This is a genomic window from Enterococcus sp. DIV2402, assembly GCF_017426705.2.
GTDB classification, from domain to species: Bacteria; Bacillota; Bacilli; order Lactobacillales; family Enterococcaceae; genus Enterococcus_F; species Enterococcus_F lowellii.
This window is the reverse complement of sequence record NZ_CP147251.1, coordinates 1,092,501-1,118,908: the sequence shown is the minus strand read 5'-3', so window position 1 is coordinate 1,118,908 and position 26,408 is coordinate 1,092,501. Positions and strand designations below refer to the sequence as shown.

The following is a 26,408-nucleotide window of genomic DNA, read 5'->3' as shown; positions in this document are numbered from 1 at the left end:
TAATGATCCCACTCTTTTTAATGAATTAAATTGTACGCAATTGCGCAATGCGTTCTTCTACGACTTTTTGTTTTTCTAAATAATCTGCTTCTTTTTCACGTTCTTGAGCAACGACTTCTTCAGGAGCGTTCGCTACAAAACGTTCATTCGCTAATTTACCTTGAACACGTTTCACTTCTTTGTTCCATTTGTCCAATTCTTTTTCTAAACGAGCAATTTCTTCTTCGATATTAATCAATCCGGCAAGCGGTAAGTAAATCGTTGCTCCTGTTAAAACTGCCGACATTGCTAATTCTGGTGCTTCTAAATCACTAGTAATCGTCAATTCTTCTGGGTTACAGAAACGATCAATATAGTTTTGATTGGCTTTTAAGAAAGTATCCACTGCCTCATCACTTGTTTGAATTAGCAAGGTGATTGGTTTAGATAAAGGCGTATTCACTTCTGAGCGGATATTACGAACAGAACGAATTAATTCTTTTAGAACTTCCATGCCTTTAGCTGCTGTATCATCAGTTAACTCTGGACGAACAACTGGATAAGCGGCAACCACTAATGAATCTCCTTCGTGAGGAATTTGACTCCAAATTTCTTCAGTAACAAATGGCATAATTGGATGCAACAAGCGTAAGATTTGGTCTAATGTATAAACTAAGACGCTCTTATTGACTTGTTTGGCAGCTTCATTTTCGCCATATAATGTTTCTTTACTCATTTCGATATACCAGTCACAGAAGTCATCCCAGATAAAGTTATACAATTGACGACCAGCTTCACCAAACTCAAAACGATCAAACAAGTCGGTTACTTTTTCGATTGTTTCATTTAAGCGCGTTAAAATCCAGCGGTCCGCAACTGATTTTTCACCAGAGAAGTCAATGTCAGCCACTGTCATTCCTTCCACGTTCATCAATACAAAACGTGACGCATTCCAAATTTTATTAATGAAATTCCACGCTGCATCCATTTTCTCATAACTAAAACGCATGTCTTGGCCAGGTGCGGAACCATTTGATAAGAACCAACGTAATGCATCGGCACCGTATTGATCAATCACTTCCATCGGGTCAATTCCGTTACCTAGCGATTTACTCATTTTACGTCCATCTTCTGCACGAATTAACCCATGGATTAACACATTATTAAATGGACGTTGACCTGTAAACTCTAAGCCTTGGAAAATCATTCGACTTACCCAAAAAGCAATAATGTCATAGCCTGTAACCAATGTATTATTAGGATAATAACGTTGATAATCTTCACTGTTTTCATCCGGCCAACCTAATGTTGAGAATGGCCATAATGCTGAACTAAACCATGTATCTAGCACATCTTCATCTTGTATCCAGTTTTCGCTGTCTGCTGGAGCTTCCATTCCCACATACATTTCACCTGTTTCTTTGTGATACCATGCTGGAATTTGATGTCCCCACCATAATTGACGAGAAATAACCCAATCGTGAATATTTTCCATCCAACGTAAAAATGTTTGATTGAAACGTGGTGGGTAAAATTCTACTGCATCTTCTGTTCCTTGATTTTTAATCGCTTGCTCTGCCAATGGTTTCATTTTTACAAACCATTGTGTAGATAAACGTGGTTCCACGACAACTCCCGTACGTTCAGAATGTCCTACGCTATGAACCATTTTTTCAATTTTTACTAGACGATCTAACGCTTCTAAATCTTTTACAATTTGTTTACGTGCAGCAAAACGATCCATACCAGCATATTTCCCCGCTAGTTCGTTCATGGAACCATCATCATTCATCACATTTACACGTGGCAAATCATGACGATTGCCAACTTCAAAGTCATTAGGATCATGAGCAGGTGTAATTTTTACAACTCCTGTTCCAAAATCCATCTCTACGTATTCATCCGCAATAATGGGAATTTCTTTATCTACTAATGGTAAAATGACTGTTTTTCCAATCAATGCTTGATAGCGCTCATCTTCAGGATGAACGGCAACTGCTGTATCACCTAACATCGTTTCTGGGCGAGTCGTCGCAATTTCAACAACACCCGAACCATCAGCTAACGGATACGTCATATGATAAAAAGCACCTTCTACATCTTTATGAATAACTTCAATATCAGACAAAGCTGTTCGTGCTTGTGGATCCCAGTTAATGATGTATTCCCCACGATAGATTAATTCTTTTTCGTATAACGTAACAAATACTTTGCGAACTGCATCAGATAACCCACTATCCAATGTAAAACGTTCACGACTATAATCGAGCGACAAGCCTAGTTTTGACCACTGTTCACGAATATGTCCAGCATATTCTTCTTTCCAATCCCAAACTTGTTCAACAAATTTTTCACGACCTAAATCATAACGAGAAACTCCTTGTTCGCGTAGTTTTTCTTCAACTTTCGCTTGAGTCGCAATTCCGGCATGGTCCATTCCTGGTAGCCATAAGGTGTCAAATCCTTGCATTCGCTTTTGGCGAATAATCATATCTTGTAATGTGGTATCCCACGCATGACCTAAATGCAATTTTCCAGTTACGTTTGGTGGTGGAATAACGATTGAATACGGTTGAGCTTTTTTATCCCCACTTGGTTTGAATAAATCTTTTGCTAACCATTCTTCATAACGACCAGCTTCAACTTCTTGGGGTTGATACTTTGTCGATAAATTTTTTTCTGACATGGATGTTCCTCCTAGTTTTCTAGATATTTTTGTAAAACGCGTCCCATTTTTTCAAGGCCAAGTTCGATTTTATCTTCTGGCATATTGGAAAAATTTAATCTGAAGGTATTGCGTTTTTTGCTGTTTGGATAAAAGGTTTCACCACTAACAAAGGCAATCTTTTCTGCTAGACAATCTTGCAAAATCGGTGTGACATCTAACTGTTCCGGTAAAGTTACCCAAACAAATAGTCCACCTTCTGGACGAGTGAATTGCACTTCTTTCGGAAAGACTTCCGTCAATTTCCTGAGCATCGTATCACGGCGTTGACGATATAATTCAAGGATTTTATGAATGTGTGTGTCAATGTCATAGAGCTCTAAATAAGTGGCAATTTCCCGTTGAGCTTTGGTGTTACTGTGTAAATCTGTTCCTTGTTTCATAATTGTGTACCGTTGTAAAATCTCTTCGTCGGCAGCTAACCAACCAATTCGATATCCTGGGCAGAAAATTTTAGAAAATGTTCCTGTACAGATAACTGTTCCTGCTTGGTCAAAATGACGAATAGACGGAAATGCTTCTCCTTCAAAGCGTAACTCACCATAAGGATTATCTTCTAAGACTGGGATTTGATGTTCTGCAGATAGTTTGGCTAATTGTTGACGACGTTCTAATCCCCAACTTAACCCCGTTGGATTTTGAAATTCCGGAATGACATAAATTAATTTGGCATGTGGATACTGCTCGATTTTAGCTTCTAAATCTTCCATCATCATCCCTTGTTCATCAGTAGCAACTTCAACAAATTCACATCCATACGCTCGAAACGCATTTAAGGCAGCCAAGTAAGTAGGGCTTTCGCAAAATACTATGTCTCCCTCATCAAGAAAAATCTTTCCTGTTAAATCAATCGCTTGTTGCGAACCACTCGTAATTAAAATGTTGTCTTTGTTAAAATTAGTTTGTAAGCGTTGGTTCATCCGATTAGCAATCCATTCACGCAAAGGCTCAAAACCTTCTGTTGTACTGTATTGCAAGGCAGCTTGTCCATCTTTTTCTAGCAATACTTCATTCACTTTTTTAATTTCGTCCACAGGGAATAATTCTGGTGCTGGCAAACCACCCGCAAATGAAATAAAATCTGGTTGTTCAGTTAGTTTTAATAATTCACGGACCTCTGAAGATTGAATGTCTGCTACACGTTTTGCAAATTTTAATGCCATAATGTTCACACTCATTTCTGTGGATTGAATTTTTTACAAAATAAAAACGTCCTAAGATGTCTCACATCTTAGGACGTAAAATTTACGCGGTACCACCTAAATTGTAGAAAATTTTCTACCTCTCAACAGTGAATTAACGGTCACTAATCGTTTGATTCTACTCTGCTTTCAAATCAAAAACTCCCAAGCTACCTTCACTAGTTGCTGTTGAAAATCTTCCACCCTACGATTTTCTCTCTAAAAACAGTTCGCTAGCTACTCCTCTTGTTCTACGTCTGGACTCATTCTACAATGAAGTTTTTTGAAAGTCAACTTACACTAACGCTTTTGCAGCAGCAAGTGCTTTTTCGTAGTCGGGCTCTTGCGCCATTTCAGGAACAATTTCTTCATAGCGAATAACGCCTTCTTGATCAAGCACATAAATCACACGCGCATAACGATTTAATTCTGGGATTAAAATACTATAGCTTTCTCCAAATGTGTTTTCAGGATCATGTAACATAACCATTTCCACACCTTCTTGACCACACCAGTTGGCTTGTTCTTCTTTTGTATTGTTTGAAATCGTCGCAAAATTGATGCCTTCAATTTGACTTGCTTCGATGTTGAAACGTTTTGTTTGAAGCGCACATATACGTGTATCGATATCTGGAACAACCGACAGAATCGTTGGCTTACCAGCAAAATTTTGTAAGGTATATTGCTTGTCACCTAAATCTTTCAATGAAAAATCTGCTGCCTTGTCGCCAGTCTTTAATTGTGTGCCAGGTACTTCTAGTACTTCACCTTTACGGGTAATATTCATTCTTCCCACTCCTTTAATAACTTTCTAATTCAGTATAAAGGAGTATAGAATTTTTACAAAAATATCTGCCTATGAAGTTACCACTAACGGACGATTTTGATAATGGCTATCAAAGAAAATTAATGTTAATAACTCAGTCGTTAAGTCAATATAGCGCATATTAACATTTTTAGGCACCGTTACGCGATCGGGTGCGAAGTTTAAAATAGCGGTAATACCTGCTTCAACAATCGTATCGATTGCTTCTTGTGAATGTTGACTTGGAACGGTTGAAATAGCAACCGTCACTCCATTTTTTTCAGTAATTGTCTTAAATTCATCCATTCCATAAATATAGAAACCATCAACTGTTGTACCAATTAGTTCAGGATTGTTATCAAATACACATGTGATTTCAAGATTATCATTGCGACGAAAGTTATTCTTAGCCAAAGCTTTTCCTAAATTTCCAAAACCAACTAAAGCAATTCGCTTTTCATCATCTGCTGCTAAAATATCACTAAATACATCAATTAGATAAGAAACATCATACCCATAACCACTTCTTCCTAACTCTCCTAAATAAGAAAAATCACGACGAATTGTCGCTGCAGGAACCTGTGTAATTTCTGAGAAATCTTTTGATTTAATGCGAGTAACTCCAGTTGTCTCAAGTATTTTTAAATTACGTAAATACAACGGTAGACGCTTTGCTGTGGCGCGCGGTAATTTTTTATTTTTATACTCTTTCACTATGCCAACTCCTTTTTGTTAAGGTATTCACATAAAAAGTTTACCATGCAATGTGTTGTTGTGCAAGCATTAGTCAAGTTCTTCTAAAAAAAACAAGAGACTTCGTGAAAAGTCTCTTGTAGTTATTTTATAAGAAATCAGTAAACTCATCCGCTTGTTCAGCAGATTCAGGCGTAATCTCTTCCACCTTCAAGCCAGCTAGCGCACGTTCCATCATTCCTTCAATATCCAATCGTTCTTCATAATGATGAACTTTATCTAAACGAGGACGTGTTTTCGGTTGCGGTGGAGCGAAAATTGTGCAGCAGTCTTCAAATGGCTGAATCGCCAATTCAAAGGTATCAATTTGTTGTGCCACTTCAATAATTTCTAACTTATCCATCGTAGCTACGGGACGAATGATTGGTGTATTTGATACTTCGTTAATAGCAACCATACTTTGAAGGGTTTGTGAAGCGACCTGTCCTAAAGATTCTCCGTTTAAAATGATTAATCCTTTACGCAATTCACGTACCGCATCGGTTAAACGTAGCATCATACGACGCGTAATCGTCATCCAATACCCTTGAGGAACCTTTTTCTTAATTTCTTCTTGAACTTCTGTAAATGGAACTTCAATAAAGTGAATACTACCTGCATAAGGCGCGAGTTTAGCAGTTAAATCTTTGGCTTTTTGTAATGCTTGCTCACTCGTATATGGTGGACTTGCAAAATGAACAGCTTCGATTTCAACACCACGTTTCATGGCAAAATAACCAGCAACTGGTGAATCAATTCCTCCAGATAACATTAACATACCTTTACCACCTGTACCCACAGGTAAACCGCCAGCACCTTGAATCGTTTCATATGATAAATAAGCACCGTCCCGACGAATTTCCACTCGTAAATTGATATCAGGATTTTTCATTTGGGCTTTAATCTCTGGGAAAACATCAATAACTGCATTTCCTAGCGTTAAATTCAATTCTCCACTTGTTTGGATGAAGTCATGATCACTACGTTTAGCGGTGATTTTAAACGTTTCTTTTCCTGTATAAACTTCACGCATCATATCTTGTGCCATCGCTTTTATCACTTCGACATCTTTTTCAACACGAATACTTGGCGAAAAATTTTGAATCCCAAATACTTTTTGTAATTTAGGGATAATAATATCACTATCTTCGCCGTTTAAAAGTAAATGCATACGATCACGATCAGCATGCACGCGGACATGAGGAAAGTCAATTAATGCTTTTTTTACGTTCGATGCTAAACGCGCGATAAAAACATGACGGTTTTTTCCTTTAGTTGAAAGTTCGCCATAACGAACCATAATTTCTGTATATTTCACGTTAAAACTCCTTAATTAATTTTTGAAAATTTTTGATACAGTTGATTAAATACAATTAAAAACTGTTCCACTTCTGCCATTGTATTGCTTTCATCTAAACTAATACGAATCGCTGAAGTGGCTAATGAACTAGGAACATTCATTGCGTGAAGCGTGCTGGAAGCTAGATGTTTTTTACTTGAACAAGCACTGGTGGTTGATGTATAAATTTGCTTTTCTTCTAAGGCATGAACTAAAACTTCCCCACGGATGTCTTTCAATGAAAAACAAATAATATGCGGGGCGAAGTCTATCTCTTTTGAAAAGACCGTTACTTTTTCATACGAGTGCAACGCCTCTAATAAATAACCTTTTAAACGCGCAACATGTTCTGGTTTTTCAACTTTTTTCTCAAATGCTAAACGCAATGCTCGTGCCATTGCAACAATTGCTGGAACATTTTCAGTCCCACTACGATGATTACTTTCCTGTCCGCCACCGTTCATTAAAGGAGCTAACTTGCGGCCTTCACGCCAGTAAATAAAACCGACACCACGAGGTCCATGAAATTTATGCGCAGAAAAAGTCGCAAAATCGATACGGGGTGTAAACCATTGATTTTGCTCAACTTTTGTAATTGCTTGCACAGCATCAACATGGAAATGGATTTTAGGATAGTTTTCTAAAACTGTACTAATTTCTTGAATTGGTTGGATTGAGCCAATTTCATTATTGACAGCCATCACAGACACTAAAATTGTTTCTTTACGAATTAATTTTTCTAACGCTGCCACATCAACAAAACCTTCTGGCGTAACTGGAGCAATACTTAACTCAAATCCCAGTTCCTTCAATTGCGCAGCAGTTTCACTCACCGCAGGATGTTCAATACTTGAAATAATCAAATGATTTCCAAAGTCTCTTTTTTCAATAGCTGTGCCTTTTAAAACCCAGTTGTCTCCTTCTGTTCCGCCACTTGTAAAAAAGATTTCTTTGGGTGACACATTCAGCTGGTCGGCAATTTGTTTGCGGGCCTGTTGCAGTAAACGGTTGGCTTGGTTCCCTAAATCATGCAAACTTGATGGATTACCGATAATTCGCTGGCTTGTTTTTAAATATGTATCTAATGCTTGAGGGAAAATCGGAGTGGTGGCACTATTATCAAAATAAATCATGTTCAATGATCCTCTCTATTTGAAATTCTTTCCTATTATAACGGCTACTATCTCTGCTTTCAAGTTGAAAAGGTTGTAAAAGAAAAACAGCATCTGATTTTCATCAAATGCTGTTTTGATTAAACTAAATCTCGATTGTTGAAATAAAAATCTTCAATTCGTTTGAAAGCGCCTGGTTCAACACGTTCTAAAGCCGTGCCAATTTCATCCAAGGCATCTTGGTAACGATATTCGTTCGTAAATAATTCTAATGAACGATCGATAGAAGCTTTTACTTCAGGATGTGAATGACGATAACGATTTGCGTATTGCATCATTTGTTCCGTTAAGGCTGCAGCATCGACTAAGTCATGCGTACGTTCATCAAGCAATTCTAAGTCTTCTTCACAGATAGCAACTAATTTATTAACTTCTTCCATATCCACACGAATTTTGTTCAACGCTTTTGATAATTCTTCAATACGATCCGTTGCCATGAAGAAGAATTCTAAATATTCTCCTGGTAAACCTGGCAGACGTTGTTTTTCAACAAAACGTTTTAAGTTGCGCAATTTAAATTCGAATGTGTCGATTTTATCCTGTGCAATTTTTTCGCCTTTACGTAATTCACGAAGAGCATCATCAATTTCAACTTGTTGACTTTCTACGTCATCTAAGATTTTAAACGCATCTTTGTAGAAGTTTTGTAGTTCTGAATAAGGAATCTCGTTTTTGTCCAATTGTGGCGCAATGTTTTCATTGCGTCGAGCAATTTCTTCGATTTCTGTTTGGAAACCACGAGCACGACCTAATTCATTATGATTTAACGCATAGCTTTGAGAAGTATGATCTAATTCGATTAATAATTGACGGTTATTTCGAGTAGCATGTTCGATATAATCTGTAAGAACTTTAGCATTCTTCATCACATATCTTCTTGCTTCGATTTCACGTTCTAATACATCGTATAGACCATCAATTTCTTCTGCTGTTGTACGATTGGCAATTTCAACAACTTCTACTTCAACTTTTGTTAAGTCTTCTAATGAATTTTCCACTCGTCTTTCGACACGTTGGATGTCTCCTTGGAAGTTTTCTTCTGGGAAAACATAGTGGTCGTTAATCATTTTTTTGTAGCTGTCTGAAATTTCCTTCAGTTGTGAAGGGAATACTTTGTTCAGCTCTTCAAAAACGACTGGTACCCGATTCATTAAGTCTTCTACTTCATACGTATTCTTTTCGGCTGACGCTAATACTTCACGGGCCTCTACAGGATCTCCTGACGTATTTAATGTCACAAATTGCGTGAACTCATTTTCGATGCTTTTGATTTGTTTTTGAACTTCTGGATAAGCAGGACCAAATGCTTCGCCGTTCTCACGAAGTTTTTGTTTTAACTCTTCGTACACATCTAGGGCTTTTTGAACTTGTAAAGAGTTTCGTTCTTCACTCTCACGTAGTTCTTTTAACCCATCACGGATACGTTGGACTTCCTGTTCCATAATGTTCATGGTTGCTTCTGCTTCTGACACGGCTGCTTGTGCTTTAAAAAATCGGAAGGTCTCGTTCAAGTTCTCTACTTCAAAGATTTGTCCCTCTAATTCTGAAAATGAACGTGTTGAAATATCTGCCCATTTTTGGTTCCAATCTCTAAAAGTATTTTGACTTTGGCCGACTAAATGCATTTTTTTGATTTCGTCGATTTCTTCAATAATCGGTAAATCGAATAAGGACTCTTTCCGTTTTTCTAACTGATCGAGTTTTTCTTGATTCTTTTTCCGCATGTAGAAACCGGCTCCATACAAACCTGCTGCGACAACGATGATGGCAATGACGATTCCAATGATTAAATTACTTCCCATTTAAGGTTCCTCCAATTTCCCAAGTTCCACTTTTGCCAATTCGTGATGACTCACAAAATTTATAAACGATATTAAGAACCACCCATTTTCTTTTGCCAAAAGACATCTAAGTTGAATTATAGCATAAAGACAAACAGCAATCACTAAGAACCCTTAAAAAAATCACAACTTTTTTTCTGAAACAAAAAAGCTTGATTTCTTTTCTTTGAAACTGTAATCTATATAAAACATGAATTTAGGAGTAATGCCATGAAAGTAGCAAAATTTGGAGGAAGTTCCCTCGCATCGTCGGAACAATTAAAAAAGGTTATTAACATTATTAAAGCTGATTCTGCACGTCGCTTTATCGTCGTTTCAGCACCGGGTAAACGTTACTCGGAAGACATTAAGGTCACTGACTTGTTGGTTAAGTTATATCAAAAACGTCTAGCAGATGAAAATACAGATGCAGTCATTCAAGCCATTTTTGAACGCTATCAAGAAATCGGGACTGCCTTTGGTATTAATGAAGAAACGTTAAAACAAATCCATAAAGATTTAGAAAGTTTAGTTGATATGCCGGTTGAAAACAATCCGCATTTTTATGATACTGTCTTAGCTAGTGGTGAAGATAACAATGCAAAATTAATTGCTGGTATTTTACAAGCGGAAGGCTTAGCAGCTCGTTATGTTAACCCCAAAGAATTGGGGATGATTGTGTCTGATGAACCACAAAATGCCCGCATTTTGACAAAATCTTATACTGCCATTTATCAATGGCGAAATAGTGAAGAAATTTTAGTCGTTCCTGGTTTCTTTGGTTATACAGAAAACGGCGACGTTTGTACCTTCTCTCGTGGAGGTTCAGATATTTCTGGGGCGATTGTTGCCGCAGGATTAAAAGTTGATTTATATGAAAACTTTACGGATGTGGATGGTATTTTTGCCGCTCATCCAGGCTATATTCATCAACCAGAATCAATTACGCAATTAACTTATCGCGAAATGCGTGAATTAGCTTACGCTGGTTTTAGTGTCTTCCATGAAGAAGCTTTGATGCCTTCTTACCGTGCAAAAATTCCAGTGGTCATCAAAAATACAAACAACCCCTCACATCCAGGAACCTTAATTACCAATGAACGTTCCGATTTAGAAAATCCAGTGGTTGGTATTGCTAGTGACGAAGGCTTCAGCATGATTTATATCAGTAAATATTTAATGAACCGTGAAGTTGGTTTCACTTTACGTGTGTTACAAATTTTCAAAGAATTTGGTTTGAATTATGAACACATGCCTTCAGGAATTGATGATATTTCAGTTATCTTACGTGCAAGTCAATTAAATCCATATTTAGAAGAAGAATTATTACGTAAAATTGCTTATGAAATCGATCCTGATGAATTACGCATTACTCATGACTTATCAATGGTTGTCGTCGTTGGTGAAGGAATGAAACACCGCGTTGGGACAATGGCTGAAAGTGCGGCTGCCTTAGCAAGAAAGAAAATTAGTATTGACATGATTAACCAAGGTTCTTCAGAAGTAAGTATTATGTTTGGGATTCATAAAGATCGTGAACGCGATGCTATTCGTACGTTGTATTACACATTTTTTGAATAAATAAAAAATCAGCGCCTTCTTATTGAGGACGCTGATTTTCTTTTATTACCTGTTGTCGTTCGATTTCTGCTTTGATTTTAGCTTCTGGTGCATAGTCCGCTTCCCAGTTATCTGGTTTTAACACCTTATTGGTTACTGGGTCGTAACGAGGTTTACCATCAGGAAATAATTTCCCCATATTAGCTTGATGGACAATTTCCATAATTGGTTCAGGATCGACACCTAACAATGAAAAGGAACCATACGTGAAGTATAATACATCGATTAAAGCATCCACTTGATCCACTAAAGGCTCAACAATTTTTTCTTTTTTTAAGACCTTTTCTTGGGCTTGGTCCACTGCTTGATGGAGTCCATCCACTAAGTTTGAGAAAAGTTCTGGACTATTCTCACTAGCTGCATATAAAAATTCAACCAGCTCTTCTGCTTTAAATCCTGCTCGGTGCAATGCATCGTCTTTACTAAATGCCGTAGGAACAGCCGGTTGCCTTGCATCAAATGTGCGGTGAAATTCTTCTGTCATTTCAAATGGTTTCATGTTTCCTCCTAAATTAACTGAAAATGACGTAATGCTTTTTCAATACCATCTTCATTATTACTCGCTGTTACAAAATCAGCGGCTTGTTTCGTCTCTTCCTTCCCATTGCCCATAGAAACGCCAATTCCAACTCCTTTAATCATCTCAATATCATTCCAATGATCACCAAAAACCATCGCTTCTGCCAATTCAATACCTGTATGTGCTAAGAAAAATTGAATCCCACGCAGTTTTGATCCCCCCTTGGGTACGATATCTACTGTATACGGATTAGAACGTTGTAAATCACAATGAGGAAAAGCTTGTTGAAATTTTTCTACCTCATACTCACCACTTAGCATCACACATTGGTAAATCGGCTCGTTCAAAATTGCCAACTTTGAATACCGATTTGAACGGCGATTCGGACTGTATCGCTGTAATGCTAGTTTCATCCCTCGAATCGGAAACCAACGTGGGACAAAACGAATCATGCGACGGACAAAGCCTGATTGGCCGATACGCATCGTCAAACTTCCTTCCATATGATATCGACCGCCTAACATTAATTGACGTGAATTTCTATCGGCATACGCCACAATTTCATCAACCACCGCTTTTTCAAAAGGGCGTGCATAAATCGTTTGATCTTTCGTATAAACCAGCTGACCATTATATGTAATAAACATATCTAAATTCAATTCGCGAACAATTCGCTCCACACTTTCTGGTCCACGTCCAGTAGAAACCCCACACAAAATACCATTTTTTTGAGCTTGCGCAATTGCTCGTTTCGTACTATCTAATATGGTACCGTTAGTAGAAATCAACGTACCATCAATATCAAAAAATATCGCTTTAATCATCTATTCACCTACCTCTTCTATCATTAGAATAACTCTAACTGACTGGGATTCAATTCGTCATAATCTAAATCTAAGCGACGTTTGAATTCTATGGCATTTTCTGCTGCATCGCCACCAGCATTATTATTAAAGATCACAGCTATTTCTTTACTTTTTTCTTTAGCTGATTCGACTGCACGTTGTAATTCAGTCAGTTCTTCGGCATTGTAACGATAATTGGTCCGAACTTTTTGAGCATCCGGTCCGGTAGCAGTCCACCCCATATCATTGCGACCATGAAAACGGAAAAAGGTAAAGTCCTCATTGGTTACATACGGATCGAGTGGAACTGTTGTGGATAATTTTTTAGGTTCATCAACAACAACTAACGAGAAACGATGGTTTTTCATAAAATTACGCGTTCCTTCAATATACTTCTCTTCATACCAACTACGGTCTCGAAACTCAATTGCAATCGGCCAGTCTTGAAATAATTGCCGTAAAATCCGCAGATAATCCACATTTTCTCTAGTACATTTAAAAGTGGCGGGAAATTGTGCTAATAAACAAAACAAACGACCCGATTCAAGCATCGGTGCCATATTGCTTTTCAATTGCTCAGCTAGCTCGGTTAGCGTCTGTCCTTCTTCCAATTCTTGATGCTTTGTGAATACTTTTTGTACTTTTACAATAAAACGAAATTGTTCAGGTACTTGCTTCAGCCACCCTTCAATATTGGAACGCGAAGGAATAAAATAAAAGCCTGTATCCATTTCAACTAAAGGAAAATAGCCGGCGTATTCATAAAGGGTGGTTTCTTTTTTTCCAGTTAAATATGTATGTTCTTTAAAACTCGTACAACCGATGCGAATCATGCTCTCACCTACTTTTTGAAAGTTAAAGTAATTATAAAGAGAATTTATTTATTTCGCAACAGTTCTTTCTTTGGTGGTTTTAATTTCCTTTTTTTAAGCTTTACGATACACTGAGACTGCATGTCAAAAAAGCGAGGTTTTTATATGAAAAAAATACTTGTTCTCCATACTGGTGGCACGATTGCCATGAAAGAAGATGCCTTAACTGGTGGTGTCAGTCCAGATGTAGCAAATCCTTTAATGGACGCTACAATTAATGTTCCTGAGGATGTTGAATTAATCGTGGAAGATATCTTCAATCTTCCAAGTCCACACATTACGCCAACACATATGTTAAAAATTAAAGAACGGATTCAAGCGGCTAAACTGGCAGGAATTGATAGTGTTGTCATTACGCATGGAACAGATACTTTAGAAGAAACAGCTTTCTTTTTAGATACAACTATTGGAAATCACCTCCCCATCGTAATTACTGGCGCAATGCGTTCAAGTAACGAACTAGGCAGTGATGGTCTCTACAATTTTGAAAGTGCCATTCGTGTAGCTGCCTGTCCTGAAGCCATTCATCAAGGTGTATTAGTCGTAATGAATGATGAAATTCATTCTGCACGTTATGTTACAAAAACCCACACGACCAATGTTGCAACTTTCCGAACGCCCACATTAGGTCCCATCGGCCTCGTGAGCAAAAATCGAATTTTATTTATGCAACGACTTGTCGAAACACCACATTGGGATGTCTCTAAGGTAGATGGGCTAATTCCCATCGTAAAAGCCTATGCCGGAATGCATGGTGAATTATTTGAAGGACTTGTTCAAACCGATATTGACGGTCTAGTCATCGAGGCCTTAGGTGCAGGAAATTTACCCCCTGAAACGTTACCTCCTCTTCAAAAAATGTTAGCAAAACAAATCCCTGTTGTTTTGGTATCACGTTGCTTTAACGGGATTGCTGAACCAGTCTATGATTACCAAGGTGGCGGCAGTGAATTACAAAAGATGGGCGTTATCTTTTGCAATAGTATTAATAGTCAAAAAGCCCGAATTAAATTGTTGATTGCTAAAAATAGTCAGCTCACTTCAGAAGAATTCCATTATTTTATGGAACATTAAAACGGGATTGTGACCAAATTTTGGATAAAAGTAAACTAGCCGAACGATAGGGTGACTACTCCTGCAATCCAGCAGGTTTTCACTCTCTAGCGTTCAGCTAGTTTTTTAAGCTTTTGTTTGCCATTCAATTAGCGCTTCACAATAAGTTTGATCGCCAATCCGAATTTCATGACGACTTTTGATGCCTTCTTCTTGTAGAATTTCATAATGACTTTCAACTTCATTACCATATTCGACTTCTTTATCAAAACGAATATTCAGATATGTTGGTACATGCGACGTTAAAAAATCATAGCCCAACACATCCATCATCCAATTAAAATAAATCGAATTATTCACGTGCTGATTCCCATCAATATCATAAAAACGCACACGAAATGGTAAACTCACTCCATGTTCAACTTTATCGATTTTAGGATAACGTTTAATTTTTGTGATTTTCTCGCTTTCATACGGTTCGATAATTTCGCTAGGTACACTACTCATTTTTCTTGTTTCAAGATTCATTAATGCAAAAATTGTTGCTATACGCACTAATTCTTCGCCATCTTGTGTCGTAATCCAAAAATGTCGATAACAGAAATACTTATTGTATTCTTGTGCTTGTGTAGTTACATTAATTTTTTCGCCTGCTTTTGGTAATCGAGTAATAAAAAATTGATAATTTGTAACAATCCAGGTCAATCCAAATTGTTGAACGAAATCTGATCCTCGATTTAATTGATTGCTTTGCTCTTCTGAAACTTTAATCGCTACAGCAATCATTGTGGATAATTTCATAGTTCCATTGACATCACATTCGTAAGCGACGACATCATGTGGTGTCGTATATTTTGTTGCCAAATCAATTCCTCCTTGTTTGTTCATAATCCTAACAAAAAAAAGAAGAGCACACGCACTCTTCTGATTATTCGTTTCCGCTAATTACAGCATTTGGATCATTTAACACGCTTCGATCTAATTCGTTAATTCGAGAGCTTGTTACCACACCAGCGACCATACTATCACTTACGTTCACCAAGGTACGCGCCATATCAATTAATGGTTCTACAGAGATAACTAAGCCGACAATTGCTACTGGTAAGTTCATTGCACCTAATACGATCAATGAAGCAAAGGTTGCTCCACCACCGACACCAGCTACGCCAAAAGAACTAATTGTCACGATTGCAATTAACATAACGATAAATTGCCAATCAAAAATATTAATCCCGACAGTTGGTGCCACCATAGTTGCCAACATCGCTGGGTACACACCAGCACAACCATTTTGACCAATTGAAATCCCAAAACTTCCAGCAAAGTTAGCGGTCGCTTCATCCACACCTAATGCACGACGTTGCGTTTCAATGTTCATTGGTAATGTACCTGCACTTGAACGTGAGGTAAACGCAAAACTTAAAGCAGGGAACGCTTTTTTGAAGTACGTAATTGGACTAACTTTCACACTTGCTAAAATAATTGAATGAACAATTAATACTAAAATCAAAGCCGCATACGAAGCAATGATAAAGACGCCTAAGTTAACAATCGCTTTAAAATCACTGGTTGCTAAAACGTTCGTCATTAATGCAAACACACCATATGGAGTTAAACGTAACACTAGGGTTACAATACGCATGACAATTTTATACAAGCTTTCCATTAAATTAAAGAAAAATTCAGCTTCTTTTGGTGATTTGCGTTTAATTCCTAGATAAGCAACTCCGACAAACGCAGAAAATATAACTACGCCAATCGTACTTGTTGCACGTGTTCCTGCTAAATCAGCAAATACATTACGTGGAATAAATGATAAAATTTGTTGTGGAATCGATAAATTTTGAACTTCAGCTTGACGTTGCGTAATTTCCGCAATACGTGCTGTTTCAGCTGCACCTTCTGTAAAAGTTGCTCCATCTAATTGGAAAACCATTACCATGACAATTCCAATTAACGCTGAAATAGCAGTTGTTCCTAATAACGTTGCTAATACTGTAAAGCTAATTTTACCAATTTTGCCACTTTCTTTCATGCGTGTAAACGCACTGACAATTGAAACAAAAACTAAGGGCATGATTAACATTTGTAATAAAGCAACATATCCATTACCAACTAATTTAATCCAATCAAGTGATTGCGTTACAATCGGGCTTTCTGTTCCCCAAATTAATTGTAAGGCACCTCCAAAAATAATTCCGGCAAATAAACCAGTAAATACTCGAGTCGAGAATTTGACATGTTTCTTTTGCATCCGATAAAAGACATATAAAATAGCAGCAAAAATAAGAATAATTAATACTGTGAGCAGATTTGTCATTTGTGTTCCTCCTTTGTTTTTTCACGCGAAAATGACAAGTCCGTCAACGGAAGTAAAGGTTCCTAGTGACCATTCTCCAACAGTTCACTCTAATGAAAATGCGTGTGAAAGAATCATTAGTGACGTTATTATTATATCGAAGCAAGAAACGATTGTCTAATACATGAACTTATATTCATATTATTTCCAAATAGTTTTTTAGAAAAATTGGTTCCTTTGTAAAAAAAAATCCATATAGTTATCAAAGAAATTATATAAAAAGCTGCTCAACTGCTACATTTTATCACGCACAAATAGATTGTTCATTTTTATACTTCTGTTTAATCTCCTTTAGCTGTTTTAGTACCAGTCAATCCATGATCCAAATTACAAATTATTTCGTATCATAAATAAAAAGCAGTCGTTCTCACGACTGCTTTTCTTCTTTATGCTAATGCGCCCATTGGATCCCAAGGGGCTAAAACAGTTGGCTCTGCTGCAAAGGCTGCTAGTTGCTCTGCCGTTAATAAATCTTTACGTACTACGATTTGATACGTATACTCGTCCATCCAGGCATCACTTGCGACAAAGAATCCTTTGTCCCCAACTTTTTCACCCCAACTATTTTCAACTTTCCATTTAGTTGATTGACCATCAACTAAGTCTACACCAGTTAAAACCATCGCATGCGTCATTAAACTTTCACCATAATCAAGACGTTCAGCTTTTGTCATATCAAAGTCAACATCAAACAAGTCATTTACATCATACGCATCTAAAGACATAATGCCTGTATCGCGTGTGGATGATTGACCGACATCACAACCAAACCAAACTGATTCGCCTTGTTCTAATTGGGCGATAGCTAGTTTTTTAAACATTTCCATATCGACATTTAAGTATTTTACTTCTTTGCCACCAACGACATTTCCTAACATTTCTACCGTATAAGATTGATTGTAAGGTTTATCTGTAGTAGGTGCATTGATAATGCTGACATAATCGTCTAAATTAACGCCCACATATTTTTCATAGAAACTTTGTGGCGTTAAACCACGATCTAAGTGATATGCTTGTTCGTCATCGCGATATTCAAAATCGAATGTTTCTGGCGGTGTTCCTAACGAAATTGCTAAAAAATTATATACTTCCTGTAACAGGGTTGCTTTAATCGTTTGAATTTCTTCAGACGTTTTCCCATCAGCCACCAAACGACGTAACACAGACGCATCTTTACGTAATTTTTTATTTAAATACGTATTTAACTCACGTGAACTAGACGAACTGTTACTTTCTGGCATCGCTGTTTTTGGCACGACACCATATTTTTGGAAAATCGAAACAATCATATCCCATTGACCGCCATCTTGTTGAGGCGTTTGTAATAAAAAAGCAACCTTTCGACTAGTTAATTCTTGACTGGCAGTCGCTAAAATATTTTCATAAAAATAATTGGCTTTCTCATATTTATCCCAGAAAAAAGTATAGTTTTGAGAGAGTTCAAATTCTTTCAAATTAAATTGATTTAACATTTTATGACGGAATGTATTCAATGCCGCAAACATCCAGCAACGTCCAGATTGTTTTTGATTAGCCACTTTTCCTGTTTTTACATCTACAGAAAATACAGGGACATTGTTGACTTGTGCGCTGACATTTTCAGCTGATGCACGAATCCCATTTTTCACGACCCCACGTTGTAAGGCCTGTTGTTTCTTATTGTCTTTAAAGTCTGACGCAAATTTTTGCGTTAATTCTTTGGTAATTTCAGACATACTAACATCTCCTTTACTCTAGTGTTTATTCTACTCCTCCTATTTTAGAAAAACAACCGATGCCATACTATCTGCTTTTTCGATTCGTTCCTAACATTCGTTGTTCAATTCCAGCATACGCTTCTCCCACTGGTTTACTCGCCAAGACGTAGGTTAAACCGATACTTGCTAAGAAAATTAAAACTAATGTTAGACCGTTGAATGGAATAAAATCCCCTGAAATGCCACGCACACCTTGAACAAAAAAGCCATGCAAGAGGTACGCAACCATCGTGTATTTCCCACAAGAAGTATAAAACGTTTCTTTTGTTGGTACACAAGCAAAAAATGCCAAAATACCTATACAACCTAATACCAAGGTCACAATTCGCACCATTGCGCCCCACTCAGGAAAGTTCAAGAAATCTTCATAAGGTTTCGAACCAAAGAAAATGTATTTATTAACAGGTCCAATCCAATGAATTAACCCATAAACACCTACAAATGCTAAAGCCAACCACTTGCGATTTTTCATTTTTTCAAATCGTTCCACACTACCATTTTGTAAATAGTAGCCCATCACAAAAAATGGTAAGAAAACAACCGTGCGCTGTAGCGTTAACTCACGACCGATAAAAGGTAAATACCCTACTAACAGACTAAGTAAAATGCTGACGGTAATTCCCACTTTAGGCGAAACTTTTTGGAAAAAATACAATGAAAGTTGCCAAAAAAAAGAACTAATTAAAAACCACAGTGACCAATTGGGTACATGTAATTGAAACGAAAAGGAATCATTTGTACCAATCAGCCAATAAAATAATGAATAAAGCCATTGAAATAAAATATATGGCAAAATAAATTTTTGAAAACTAATACGTACCTGTTGCCCTTTTTTGTAATCGAACGATTTTGCAAAATACCCTGAAATGAAAATGAACGCTGGCATATGGAATGTATAAATTGTAAAGTACAGATCATTGCTCCACTTTGCCTCAGCAATAAAGGGCTGTAATAAATGTCCAAAAACAACTAAAATCATTAATAAAAATTTAGCATTATCAAAAAAAGGATCTCTTCTTTTTGTCGGCACATACTTCACCTACCTTTATAAAATTCTTTCCTTTATTTCAGTATACAGGATAATTGTTGCAATTTTGTTGCAATTGTTCAAAATAACTTAACAATTTTTTCAATAAATAAAATTTGATTTTATATCATTTGTATTATATCATGTAATACAAAGAGGTGAGAAAAATGATTTTAGAAATTGATCCATTAGGAGAAGAACCTATCTACAAACAGTTACGTGATCAAATTATTTTAGGGATTGCGCAGCAGCAATTGAAAGCTGGTGACTTGCTTCCTTCTGTGCGGATGTTAGCGGATGAATTAGGTGTTAATCCCATGACCGTTTCCAAAGCATACAATCTTTTAAAAGAAGAAGGCTATTTAATTACCGACCGCCGCAACGGTACAATTGTCACAGAAAGAAGCAACTTTGATGCACGTGCTAAAAAAATATACGAACAGCGTTTAGCGCTGTTGTTAGCAGAAGGGTATCTTCATCAACAATCTAAAGAAAAAATTCTCCACGATGTCGAAACTTATCTCAATACTTACTCAAAAGGATGTGATGAATCATGAGTTATATGTTTATCGGTATTTTAATCTTAGTCAATATTATTCAAGCTTGTACCCTACGATTATCCGGGACGCCTCATAATCAAGTTATTTTAGAAAATACTATGTCAACAGAATATTTAGCAGCTCCACAAATTCGTAACTTAGCACAGGAATACAAAAATCGCTTAATGCAAATTGCAGCTGGTTTTAGTTTCTTAAGTATTGGTTTACTCTTTATTTCCTATGAATCAATTTTTTTAACTTTTTTCTGGATTCTTTTATTCAGTAGTATGATTGCGTTGTTTTTTTGTAAAGTTCATTATGTACGAAAAATGCAAGAATTATTAATTGCAAATGATTGGTTGATGCCCGTAAAACCCATATTAGTCGATACACAACTCATATTAGTTAAAAATCAAAAAATGGTTTCAGGTTGGTGGTTACTCCCACCATTACTTGTTTGGATTTTAGGAAGTATTTATAGTGTGCTTTCTCGTTTTGAAGCTAGTTGGTTGATGATTATTCTCAGTGGCGTCTTTTTATTCCTTTCATTTGGTAGTTGGTTAATCGTCGGAAAATTACCAGTTCGCGCCTTAACCGATAACCGTTCAATTAATCAGCAATATAATGATTTAACTAAACATCATTGGTCGCTGATGATGGTTTCCATTAGTTGGGTATTGATTCCATTATTATTTATCCCAGCAATTAGTTTGAGCGTTGCACCTGCACTGGAAATGATTTTATTGGCCTTCTTTTTCCTCTTAATTATTAGCTGGACTATTTTTTCTTTTTGGTACCTCTATTCTTTACGAAAAAAACAAGACCAATTGCTTGCACAAGTGCCTAGTTACCGTTATCTAGGAGACGATCAATATTGGCGCTTTGGCGTATATTACAATCCCAATGATCCTCGCTTGTTTATTCCTAGCCGAATGGGTATGAACATGGGGCTGAATTTGGGTCGTCCCGTAGGAAAACTATTGATGGGCTTGACTGGTATTATCATCGTCGTAGCTTTCGTAGTTACATTAGTTCCAGCCTATTTGTATGACTTTACTGCCAATCCATTTCAATATGAGCAAACTGCGACTAACATTGAACTAAAGGCCCCCTTTGTCACAACTTCCGACATCCCACTAGATACTATTGAAAAAGTGGAATTGTTAGAAAAATTACCGAATAATATAACAAAACTATATGGCAGCGCGACAAATAATTACGCAGCTGGTAAATTCACCGTTGATGGGAAGGCTGCCACATTATATGTCGATCATCAAACAAAACAAATTTTACACATTGTAACACCTACACGAGATTATTATTATACAAATAAACAACCACAAAAAACTGCGGATGCTTATCAACAGTTACAACGAGTTATGGAGCAATAACCTCCCTTCAAAAGGGGAGTCAACTAGCTTGTATAATCCTAAAAAATAGTGATTATGTCTTTATTTTGATTATATAAAGATAAAATCTGATTTTTAACGCTAGCCTCTTTGTTCATTTTGCTTCTCTTTTACTACAAATAGTTTAAAGATGACACAAAGTGCACTGTTAAGCTTCAAGATTTAGGAAACCTAGTAGGAAGAGAATTATAATAATGAAAACACATGGAAAAGTCCTATTAGACCAGCTGACAAAAATTCGAGCTGTATTTCAAAAAGTATCAACTAAAAATGAAGAAAGAAAAAATTGTTTCAATAGTGACTACTGTATCACTGTTGAAACAATTTTTCTTTCTTGTGCTAATCTATCAATCAAATAAAATCTTTTAAATTTTATTTCTATAATTGTTGATCCACTTTACTTTTGAATATTCTAGTAACGATATTCTTCAAATGATTGAACTCTTCAGCTTCGTAAGTCGCTATATCAACAACCAACTCAATTCCTTCTTCTAACTCGAAAGAAATGTCATATCCATTAAATTGTAAAAATACATCGGCTGCCATTACTGCTGTTCTCTTATTACCATTAAAAAAAGGATACTTTTTCACTAGATTAATCATTAGTATAGCAACTTTTTCTTCAATTGATGGATATAATTCTTGTCCAAAAACAATTTGTGACGGTTGATTCACTGCCATTTCTAATGCACTTAAATCCTTGATTCCCATTTTTTCATTTGGAGAATAATTTAAAATCTGAAAAGCATTCATTTGAGATATTTGATCAACTGTTAAGTAGTATATACTCATTTGTCCACCAATGCTTTATATAGTTCGCCATGTTTCTGCATTGACTTATCTATAAGCATTTCTAGTTTTTTTTGTTCTTCATTTTGTGTTTTTTTAACAAGAGCTTCTTTCAGCTTGTCTTCGTCAACATATACTGTATCGGCAACAGTTGCTCCAATACTATCTAAGAAATCTTTTGACAAAGCAATCATAACTGAATTTCCAACTTTTCTTAATTTTCTTTCTTGAATACTCATAATATTACCACCTTTAGGATATCCTTGTATATCCAGTATATCTTTATATGTATATAATATAACAAGTAAAAATTCTATCAAACAAATTGTTAATAATAATTCGAGTAGAGGAATAAAAAAAGAACAAAAGTCGAAATGACTTTTGTTCTTTTTGACTCCGGCAGTAGGACTCGAACCTACGACATCATGATTAACAGTCATGCGCTACTACCAACTGAGCTATGCCGGAATGACTATGAATGTATAATAGCAATTTTTTTTCGATTAATCAACCCCTGTTTTACATTTTGTTTAAAAAACTAGCGATTATTAAATAACTTTTAAAATAAAAAAAGATTCACGTTGACATAAAGCGCTTTACACAATTTAAAAAGAAGTTTTTCCGTTAAAAATAACACCTTTAAAAATAATTCATCCTCGTTCCTTCAAAAATCACCAGACGATTAAGAACAATCGTTTCATTATGTTGTCAGATGCGTTGCTTTTAGGACAGTCTAAAATTTAAAAGACAGGAGTTCATTTACGAACTCCTGTCTTTATGCAAGATACAACGATTGTTGACCCATTTTTTCGTAAATTATTTGAAAATCATCGCGATCAACTTCTCGATGACGATAACCATAGGGATCATTTACATAAACTGTATCTCCTTCGATACCAGTAATAACCACCGCATGACATAATGGACTAACCGTTACCAGCCCCTCTTCTGTCTGCCATTCCCATAAATCTTCCTCTGTAGGTACTTCAAAGTCAACTGTCGTAATGACTAACACAGGAACGCCTGCATTCACCTTTTCTTCTATCTCAGAAAAGTCTTTTGTCGTACTTACTTCTACCTGATAATCATTTCCCACAACTTCTTCTGCTACTTTTGCTAAAGGCTCTACGCCTACACCCATTGATTCATATCCTGCTTCAATATTTCCAACAAAGCCTTTATGTGGATTACCGTAAAGACCATTTTCAGATACTAGAGGAACATAATCAAGCATTTCAGCTAACTGATTCTTAGTTGTATCAAAACGATAGTAACGTAGTAGCATTGAAAGACTTGTAATTTCACAACCATTTTCTAATGGATTATTCTTCAATTGATTTTCTAAAGGTACATCAATCAAATCTAACGCATCATAAGCTGTCGGATGGAGCATTTCGGAATAGTTTTCCAAAATTGTAGGATCCTCACGTAACGTATGCGTTATCCATATCGTACTGCCAATCAAGACACCTGCTGAAAGAACTGTGAAATAAAATTTTTTCTTTTTAATCGTCATCAGCCCTTTATTTTTTATTATTATGTCGATAAGTATGCCTGTTCAACTTACTATTTGTCAATAAAAGTAAATGTTCTTTAATAATCTTTACTTATTTTTTGGAAGTTGAATCCATTGTACTTCGGAAGAATTGAAATTTTCGATATCTATAAATATTAAAACTCGTTGTAACTTCACTTAGGAAATTACAACGAGGCGTCATTGGCTAATTTTTCTAATTCATCGATAGCTAGTAGCTCAATTTTGTTGGGAGCTGGTTGAGAAACAATTTGTTTTTTGGTTAATTTGGTTAGACCACGACTAAAAGATTCTGCAGACATCCCTAAATAGGAGGCAATTGTTTTCTTTGTTGCTTCCAAATGAATCTGTGTGTTTTGTTGCTTGTGATAAGCAGTTAGCAGGTAGTTACTTAACCGAGTAAGTACACTTGTAGTGGTGATTAGCGTAGTCTGTTGCTCTGAATCCGTTAAACGATTTGATAGTTCTGTCAATATTTCCCAAGCAATTTGTGGATTTGTCAGTAGCACTTCTTTAAAATCATGACGATTAATGACACAAACTTTAGTGGGCGTCATTGCTTGAACATAATTATCATAAACACGATCATTAAATAACGACATTTCTCCTACAAAATCTCCTTGCTCCAAAACTCGAATCATTTGTTCTTTTCCTGAAGCTGCTATGCGATAAATTTTGACTTGTCCTTCTTGTATTAAATATAATGCTTCTGATTTTTCTCCTGCTTGATACAAAAATTCATCTATTGAAAACTCTTTTTCTGTAATACGACTCTGAATTAATTCAATTTGTTGTAACAGCAAATTTTGAAATAAGGGCATTGTGCTAATGCAGTGATGATACTTCGTAAAATCAATTTTTGCGGTCATTCAAACACCTACATTTCAATTTATTTCTTCTAGTATATATCATAAAACAAAAACATACCGTTTAAAATGACATTCATCTTAAACGGTACAGGTAATTTATTTTTCTTTGCTTGCATCGTAATTCGTGGCACGAACAAAAATGTCAATATTTCCGTTCAATGCTTTTGAGTATGGACAAATGGCATGTGCTTCATCTGCAAGTTGTTGCGTTTCTTCTAAAGAAAAGTCCTGAATCCCCACTTGAATAGCTACTTCTAATTTAAAATCAGCCGCATCTGTTTTTTTGAATAAAGAAACCGTATGAAAAACTTGTGATTTATTGCGTATTTTATGTTGTCCTTTAACTATCTCCAATGCACCATGGAAACACGCCGCATATCCTAACGCAAATAATTGTTCAGGATTTTGCCCAGCTCCAGTTCCTCCCATATCTTTAGGTGTCGCAATTTTCACCTCATAAGAACCATCAGACAAATAGCTCACTCCATCCCGTCCTCCGGTATTAATCGCACCTGTTTCATAAATTTTTGCATATTCTGACATGAAAAACACTCCTTCTGTTTTGATACTTTTAGTATACGAAGTTTGAATCAATGTCTCCTTGACCTAGGTCAAGACTTGAAAAAAATCTCATAAAAATAGGTGTCCTAATAACCAACTACTACTAAACAAAGAATCGCTAGTTTCCAATCAATCAAAGAAGGTATGCTTTCAGCCGGTTATAACAAAATTATTTAGAGAAAAAATAGCGAGAAAGATAAATTAGGCATATGTTTTAGTGTTGTATACTCCTATCTATAACGATGAAAACCTACGCTCATATAATTGTAATTTAAACATAAAATTTGGCACAAAAAAACTCATAAAGCCTATTAAAATAGGTTTTATGAGTCCAAATGAAAGCCACCTGCCGGGCTTGAACCGGCGACCCCCACCTTACCATGGTGGTGCTCTACCAACTGAGCTAAGGCGGCTTAGTATTTAACACAAGTATTAGCATACCCAAAATAACAAAACTTGTCAATATTTTTTAAAGAAAAATGCTAGTAAAAATAGATTTACTAGCACAGTTTTTCAATCAATTTAGCAATTTGATTATTATCTTTTGACAAGACTTGACTACTAGTCAAACTTAATTGATTGGCAAAGTCTTCAGACCCGATAAAATAACTTTTTTCAGCATGGACTAATAGTTCTACATCATTACTATCATTTCCAAATGCAATATATTCAACAGTTGAAAAATAATTTTGCAAAGTGGTAAATTTATTGATTCCTTTAGCAGTAATATCTATGTTTCCTTCTTGGGTATGCGTAATCACAGATACAGTTTCATCCAGCTGTAATTCTTGATAAATAATAGGATAAAATTGTGCTGGAATGGCGAGCAAAATAATTTTAATCGGCTGATCGATGGTTATCATATTTATATTTTGAGCTAACTGACTGGGGTCTAGCTGAC

Annotated in this window: 24 protein-coding genes, 2 tRNA genes and 1 other annotated feature (1 of these 27 only partly in view); of the genes, 4 read left to right on the top strand and 22 right to left on the bottom strand. The window is 36.2% G+C overall.

What is annotated here, in order from left to right; genetic code table 11:
• Positions 1 to 25: 25 nt before the first annotated feature.
• From DOK78_RS05445 to DOK78_RS05415, 7 genes are all read right to left on the bottom strand, one after another.
• Positions 26 to 2,665 carry a valine--tRNA ligase gene (locus DOK78_RS05445; protein WP_207941431.1) on the bottom strand — a complete coding sequence of 880 codons (2,640 nt, stop codon included), beginning with the start codon at positions 2,663 to 2,665 and terminating at the stop codon, positions 26 to 28.
• A gap of 11 nt (positions 2,666 to 2,676) precedes the next feature.
• Positions 2,677 to 3,867 (bottom strand): PLP-dependent aminotransferase family protein, encoded by a 1,191-nt coding sequence (locus DOK78_RS05440; RefSeq protein WP_207941432.1) that lies wholly within the window; start codon positions 3,865 to 3,867, stop codon positions 2,677 to 2,679.
• 66 nt (positions 3,868 to 3,933) lie between these two features.
• Positions 3,934 to 4,148 (bottom strand) — a binding site (T-box leader).
• A gap of 32 nt (positions 4,149 to 4,180) precedes the next feature.
• The gene (gene tpx / locus DOK78_RS05435; protein WP_207941433.1) at positions 4,181 to 4,672 is read right to left on the bottom strand and encodes a thiol peroxidase; all 492 of its coding nucleotides are present in this window, start codon (positions 4,670 to 4,672) and stop codon (positions 4,181 to 4,183) included.
• A 69-nt stretch (positions 4,673 to 4,741) separates the two neighbouring features.
• Positions 4,742 to 5,404 (bottom strand): redox-sensing transcriptional repressor Rex, encoded by a 663-nt coding sequence (locus DOK78_RS05430; RefSeq protein WP_207941434.1) that lies wholly within the window; start codon positions 5,402 to 5,404, stop codon positions 4,742 to 4,744.
• A 127-nt stretch (positions 5,405 to 5,531) separates the two neighbouring features.
• On the bottom strand, positions 5,532 to 6,740 hold the full coding sequence (gene thiI / locus DOK78_RS05425; protein ID WP_207941435.1) for a tRNA uracil 4-sulfurtransferase ThiI: 1,209 nt from the start codon (positions 6,738 to 6,740) through the stop codon (positions 5,532 to 5,534).
• Between the two features lie 11 nt (positions 6,741 to 6,751).
• On the bottom strand, positions 6,752 to 7,894 hold the full coding sequence (locus DOK78_RS05420; protein WP_207941436.1) for a cysteine desulfurase family protein: 1,143 nt from the start codon (positions 7,892 to 7,894) through the stop codon (positions 6,752 to 6,754).
• Between the two features lie 119 nt (positions 7,895 to 8,013).
• Positions 8,014 to 9,735 (bottom strand): septation ring formation regulator EzrA, encoded by a 1,722-nt coding sequence (locus DOK78_RS05415; RefSeq protein ID WP_207941437.1) that lies wholly within the window; start codon positions 9,733 to 9,735, stop codon positions 8,014 to 8,016.
• 249 nt (positions 9,736 to 9,984) lie between these two features.
• Here DOK78_RS05415 and DOK78_RS05410 point away from each other — a divergent pair, with 249 nt between their 5' ends.
• On the top strand, positions 9,985 to 11,334 hold the full coding sequence (locus tag DOK78_RS05410) for an aspartate kinase (protein WP_207941438.1): 1,350 nt from the start codon (positions 9,985 to 9,987) through the stop codon (positions 11,332 to 11,334).
• Between the two features lie 19 nt (positions 11,335 to 11,353).
• Here the strand turns inward: DOK78_RS05410 and DOK78_RS05405 are convergent, their stop codons facing one another.
• From DOK78_RS05405 to DOK78_RS05395, 3 genes are read right to left on the bottom strand one after another with little or no spacing between them, the layout of a single operon-like run.
• A complete protein-coding gene (locus DOK78_RS05405; protein WP_207941439.1) occupies positions 11,354 to 11,872 on the bottom strand; it encodes an HAD family hydrolase in 519 nt (172 codons plus the stop codon).
• 8 nt (positions 11,873 to 11,880) lie between these two features.
• The gene (locus DOK78_RS05400) at positions 11,881 to 12,717 is read right to left on the bottom strand and encodes a Cof-type HAD-IIB family hydrolase (protein WP_207941440.1); all 837 of its coding nucleotides are present in this window, start codon (positions 12,715 to 12,717) and stop codon (positions 11,881 to 11,883) included.
• Between the two features lie 23 nt (positions 12,718 to 12,740).
• Positions 12,741 to 13,571 carry a DUF72 domain-containing protein gene (locus tag DOK78_RS05395; protein ID WP_207941441.1) on the bottom strand — a complete coding sequence of 277 codons (831 nt, stop codon included), beginning with the start codon at positions 13,569 to 13,571 and terminating at the stop codon, positions 12,741 to 12,743.
• A 144-nt stretch (positions 13,572 to 13,715) separates the two neighbouring features.
• Between DOK78_RS05395 and DOK78_RS05390 the strand changes: the two genes are divergently transcribed.
• Complete coding sequence (locus tag DOK78_RS05390) at positions 13,716 to 14,684, top strand: asparaginase (protein WP_207941442.1); 969 nt, start codon at positions 13,716 to 13,718, stop codon at positions 14,682 to 14,684.
• Between the two features lie 105 nt (positions 14,685 to 14,789).
• Here DOK78_RS05390 and DOK78_RS05385 read toward each other — a convergent pair whose 3' ends face one another.
• The 4 genes from DOK78_RS05385 to DOK78_RS05370 form a co-directional block, all read right to left on the bottom strand.
• A complete protein-coding gene (locus DOK78_RS05385; RefSeq protein WP_207941443.1) occupies positions 14,790 to 15,527 on the bottom strand; it encodes an acyl-ACP thioesterase domain-containing protein in 738 nt (245 codons plus the stop codon).
• A 64-nt stretch (positions 15,528 to 15,591) separates the two neighbouring features.
• Positions 15,592 to 16,983: an L-cystine transporter gene (locus DOK78_RS05380; RefSeq protein ID WP_207941444.1), complete on the bottom strand. Its 1,392-nt coding sequence runs from the start codon at positions 16,981 to 16,983 to the stop codon at positions 15,592 to 15,594.
• 425 nt (positions 16,984 to 17,408) lie between these two features.
• A complete protein-coding gene (locus DOK78_RS05375) occupies positions 17,409 to 18,737 on the bottom strand; it encodes an aminopeptidase C (protein ID WP_207941445.1) in 1,329 nt (442 codons plus the stop codon).
• Positions 18,738 to 18,804: 67 nt separating this feature from the next.
• Positions 18,805 to 19,809, bottom strand: a complete 1,005-nt coding sequence (locus tag DOK78_RS05370) for an acyltransferase family protein (RefSeq protein WP_207941446.1) — start codon at positions 19,807 to 19,809, stop codon at positions 18,805 to 18,807.
• A 164-nt stretch (positions 19,810 to 19,973) separates the two neighbouring features.
• On the opposite strand from DOK78_RS05370, the gene DOK78_RS05365 reads away from it, so the two are divergent.
• Together DOK78_RS05365 and DOK78_RS05360 are read left to right on the top strand one after the other, a co-directional pair.
• The gene (locus tag DOK78_RS05365; protein WP_207941447.1) at positions 19,974 to 20,363 is read left to right on the top strand and encodes a GntR family transcriptional regulator; all 390 of its coding nucleotides are present in this window, start codon (positions 19,974 to 19,976) and stop codon (positions 20,361 to 20,363) included.
• On the top strand, positions 20,360 to 21,736 hold the full coding sequence (locus tag DOK78_RS05360) for a PH domain-containing protein (protein WP_207941448.1): 1,377 nt from the start codon (positions 20,360 to 20,362) through the stop codon (positions 21,734 to 21,736). Before DOK78_RS05365 ends, DOK78_RS05360 begins: the two co-directional genes overlap by 4 nt.
• A 396-nt stretch (positions 21,737 to 22,132) precedes the next feature.
• On the opposite strand, the gene DOK78_RS05355 is transcribed toward DOK78_RS05360, so the two are convergent.
• The 8 genes from DOK78_RS05355 to DOK78_RS05320 all read right to left on the bottom strand — a co-directional run.
• Positions 22,133 to 22,546, bottom strand: a complete 414-nt coding sequence (locus DOK78_RS05355) for a type II toxin-antitoxin system death-on-curing family toxin (RefSeq protein ID WP_207941449.1) — start codon at positions 22,544 to 22,546, stop codon at positions 22,133 to 22,135.
• Positions 22,543 to 22,782 (bottom strand): addiction module antitoxin, encoded by a 240-nt coding sequence (locus DOK78_RS05350; protein WP_207941450.1) that lies wholly within the window; start codon positions 22,780 to 22,782, stop codon positions 22,543 to 22,545. The genes DOK78_RS05355 and DOK78_RS05350 overlap by 4 nt, the downstream gene beginning before the upstream one ends.
• Before the next feature lie 155 nt (positions 22,783 to 22,937).
• Positions 22,938 to 23,011: transfer RNA gene (locus tag DOK78_RS05345), tRNA-Asn, on the bottom strand.
• A gap of 307 nt (positions 23,012 to 23,318) precedes the next feature.
• The gene (locus DOK78_RS05340) at positions 23,319 to 23,993 is read right to left on the bottom strand and encodes a C39 family peptidase (protein WP_207941479.1); all 675 of its coding nucleotides are present in this window, start codon (positions 23,991 to 23,993) and stop codon (positions 23,319 to 23,321) included.
• A gap of 251 nt (positions 23,994 to 24,244) precedes the next feature.
• Positions 24,245 to 24,946: a Crp/Fnr family transcriptional regulator gene (locus DOK78_RS05335; RefSeq protein ID WP_207941451.1), complete on the bottom strand. Its 702-nt coding sequence runs from the start codon at positions 24,944 to 24,946 to the stop codon at positions 24,245 to 24,247.
• Positions 24,947 to 25,042: 96 nt separating this feature from the next.
• On the bottom strand, positions 25,043 to 25,489 hold the full coding sequence (locus DOK78_RS05330; protein ID WP_207941452.1) for an organic hydroperoxide resistance protein: 447 nt from the start codon (positions 25,487 to 25,489) through the stop codon (positions 25,043 to 25,045).
• A gap of 358 nt (positions 25,490 to 25,847) precedes the next feature.
• A tRNA-Thr gene (locus DOK78_RS05325) sits at positions 25,848 to 25,920 on the bottom strand.
• A gap of 87 nt (positions 25,921 to 26,007) precedes the next feature.
• Positions 26,008 to 26,408: the 3' portion of an HAD-IIB family hydrolase gene (locus tag DOK78_RS05320; RefSeq protein WP_207941453.1), read on the bottom strand. It continues 352 nt past the right edge of the window; 401 of the gene's 753 nt are visible here — the last part of the coding sequence; its start codon lies beyond the right edge, outside the window — the gene reads right to left on this strand; the stop codon is at positions 26,008 to 26,010.

Coding starts and splice junctions, on each gene's coding strand:
- DOK78_RS05445 (WP_207941431.1), bottom strand. CDS start 2,665: ATGTCAGAAAAAAATTTATCGACAAAGTATCAACCCCAAGAAGTTGAA.
- DOK78_RS05440 (WP_207941432.1), bottom strand. CDS start 3,867: ATGGCATTAAAATTTGCAAAACGTGTAGCAGACATTCAATCTTCAGAG.
- tpx (WP_207941433.1), bottom strand. CDS start 4,672: ATGAATATTACCCGTAAAGGTGAAGTACTAGAAGTACCTGGCACACAA.
- DOK78_RS05420 (WP_207941436.1), bottom strand. CDS start 7,894: ATGATTTATTTTGATAATAGTGCCACCACTCCGATTTTCCCTCAAGCA.
- DOK78_RS05415 (WP_207941437.1), bottom strand. CDS start 9,735: ATGGGAAGTAATTTAATCATTGGAATCGTCATTGCCATCATCGTTGTC.
- DOK78_RS05410 (WP_207941438.1), top strand. CDS start 9,985: ATGAAAGTAGCAAAATTTGGAGGAAGTTCCCTCGCATCGTCGGAACAA.
- DOK78_RS05405 (WP_207941439.1), bottom strand. CDS start 11,872: ATGAAACCATTTGAAATGACAGAAGAATTTCACCGCACATTTGATGCA.
- DOK78_RS05400 (WP_207941440.1), bottom strand. CDS start 12,717: ATGATTAAAGCGATATTTTTTGATATTGATGGTACGTTGATTTCTACT.
- DOK78_RS05395 (WP_207941441.1), bottom strand. CDS start 13,571: ATGATTCGCATCGGTTGTACGAGTTTTAAAGAACATACATATTTAACT.
- DOK78_RS05390 (WP_207941442.1), top strand. CDS start 13,716: ATGAAAAAAATACTTGTTCTCCATACTGGTGGCACGATTGCCATGAAA.
- DOK78_RS05380 (WP_207941444.1), bottom strand. CDS start 16,983: ATGACAAATCTGCTCACAGTATTAATTATTCTTATTTTTGCTGCTATT.
- DOK78_RS05375 (WP_207941445.1), bottom strand. CDS start 18,737: ATGTCTGAAATTACCAAAGAATTAACGCAAAAATTTGCGTCAGACTTT.
- DOK78_RS05365 (WP_207941447.1), top strand. CDS start 19,974: ATGATTTTAGAAATTGATCCATTAGGAGAAGAACCTATCTACAAACAG.
- DOK78_RS05360 (WP_207941448.1), top strand. CDS start 20,360: ATGAGTTATATGTTTATCGGTATTTTAATCTTAGTCAATATTATTCAA.
- DOK78_RS05355 (WP_207941449.1), bottom strand. CDS start 22,546: ATGAGTATATACTACTTAACAGTTGATCAAATATCTCAAATGAATGCT.
- DOK78_RS05350 (WP_207941450.1), bottom strand. CDS start 22,782: ATGAGTATTCAAGAAAGAAAATTAAGAAAAGTTGGAAATTCAGTTATG.
- DOK78_RS05335 (WP_207941451.1), bottom strand. CDS start 24,946: ATGACCGCAAAAATTGATTTTACGAAGTATCATCACTGCATTAGCACA.
- DOK78_RS05330 (WP_207941452.1), bottom strand. CDS start 25,489: ATGTCAGAATATGCAAAAATTTATGAAACAGGTGCGATTAATACCGGA.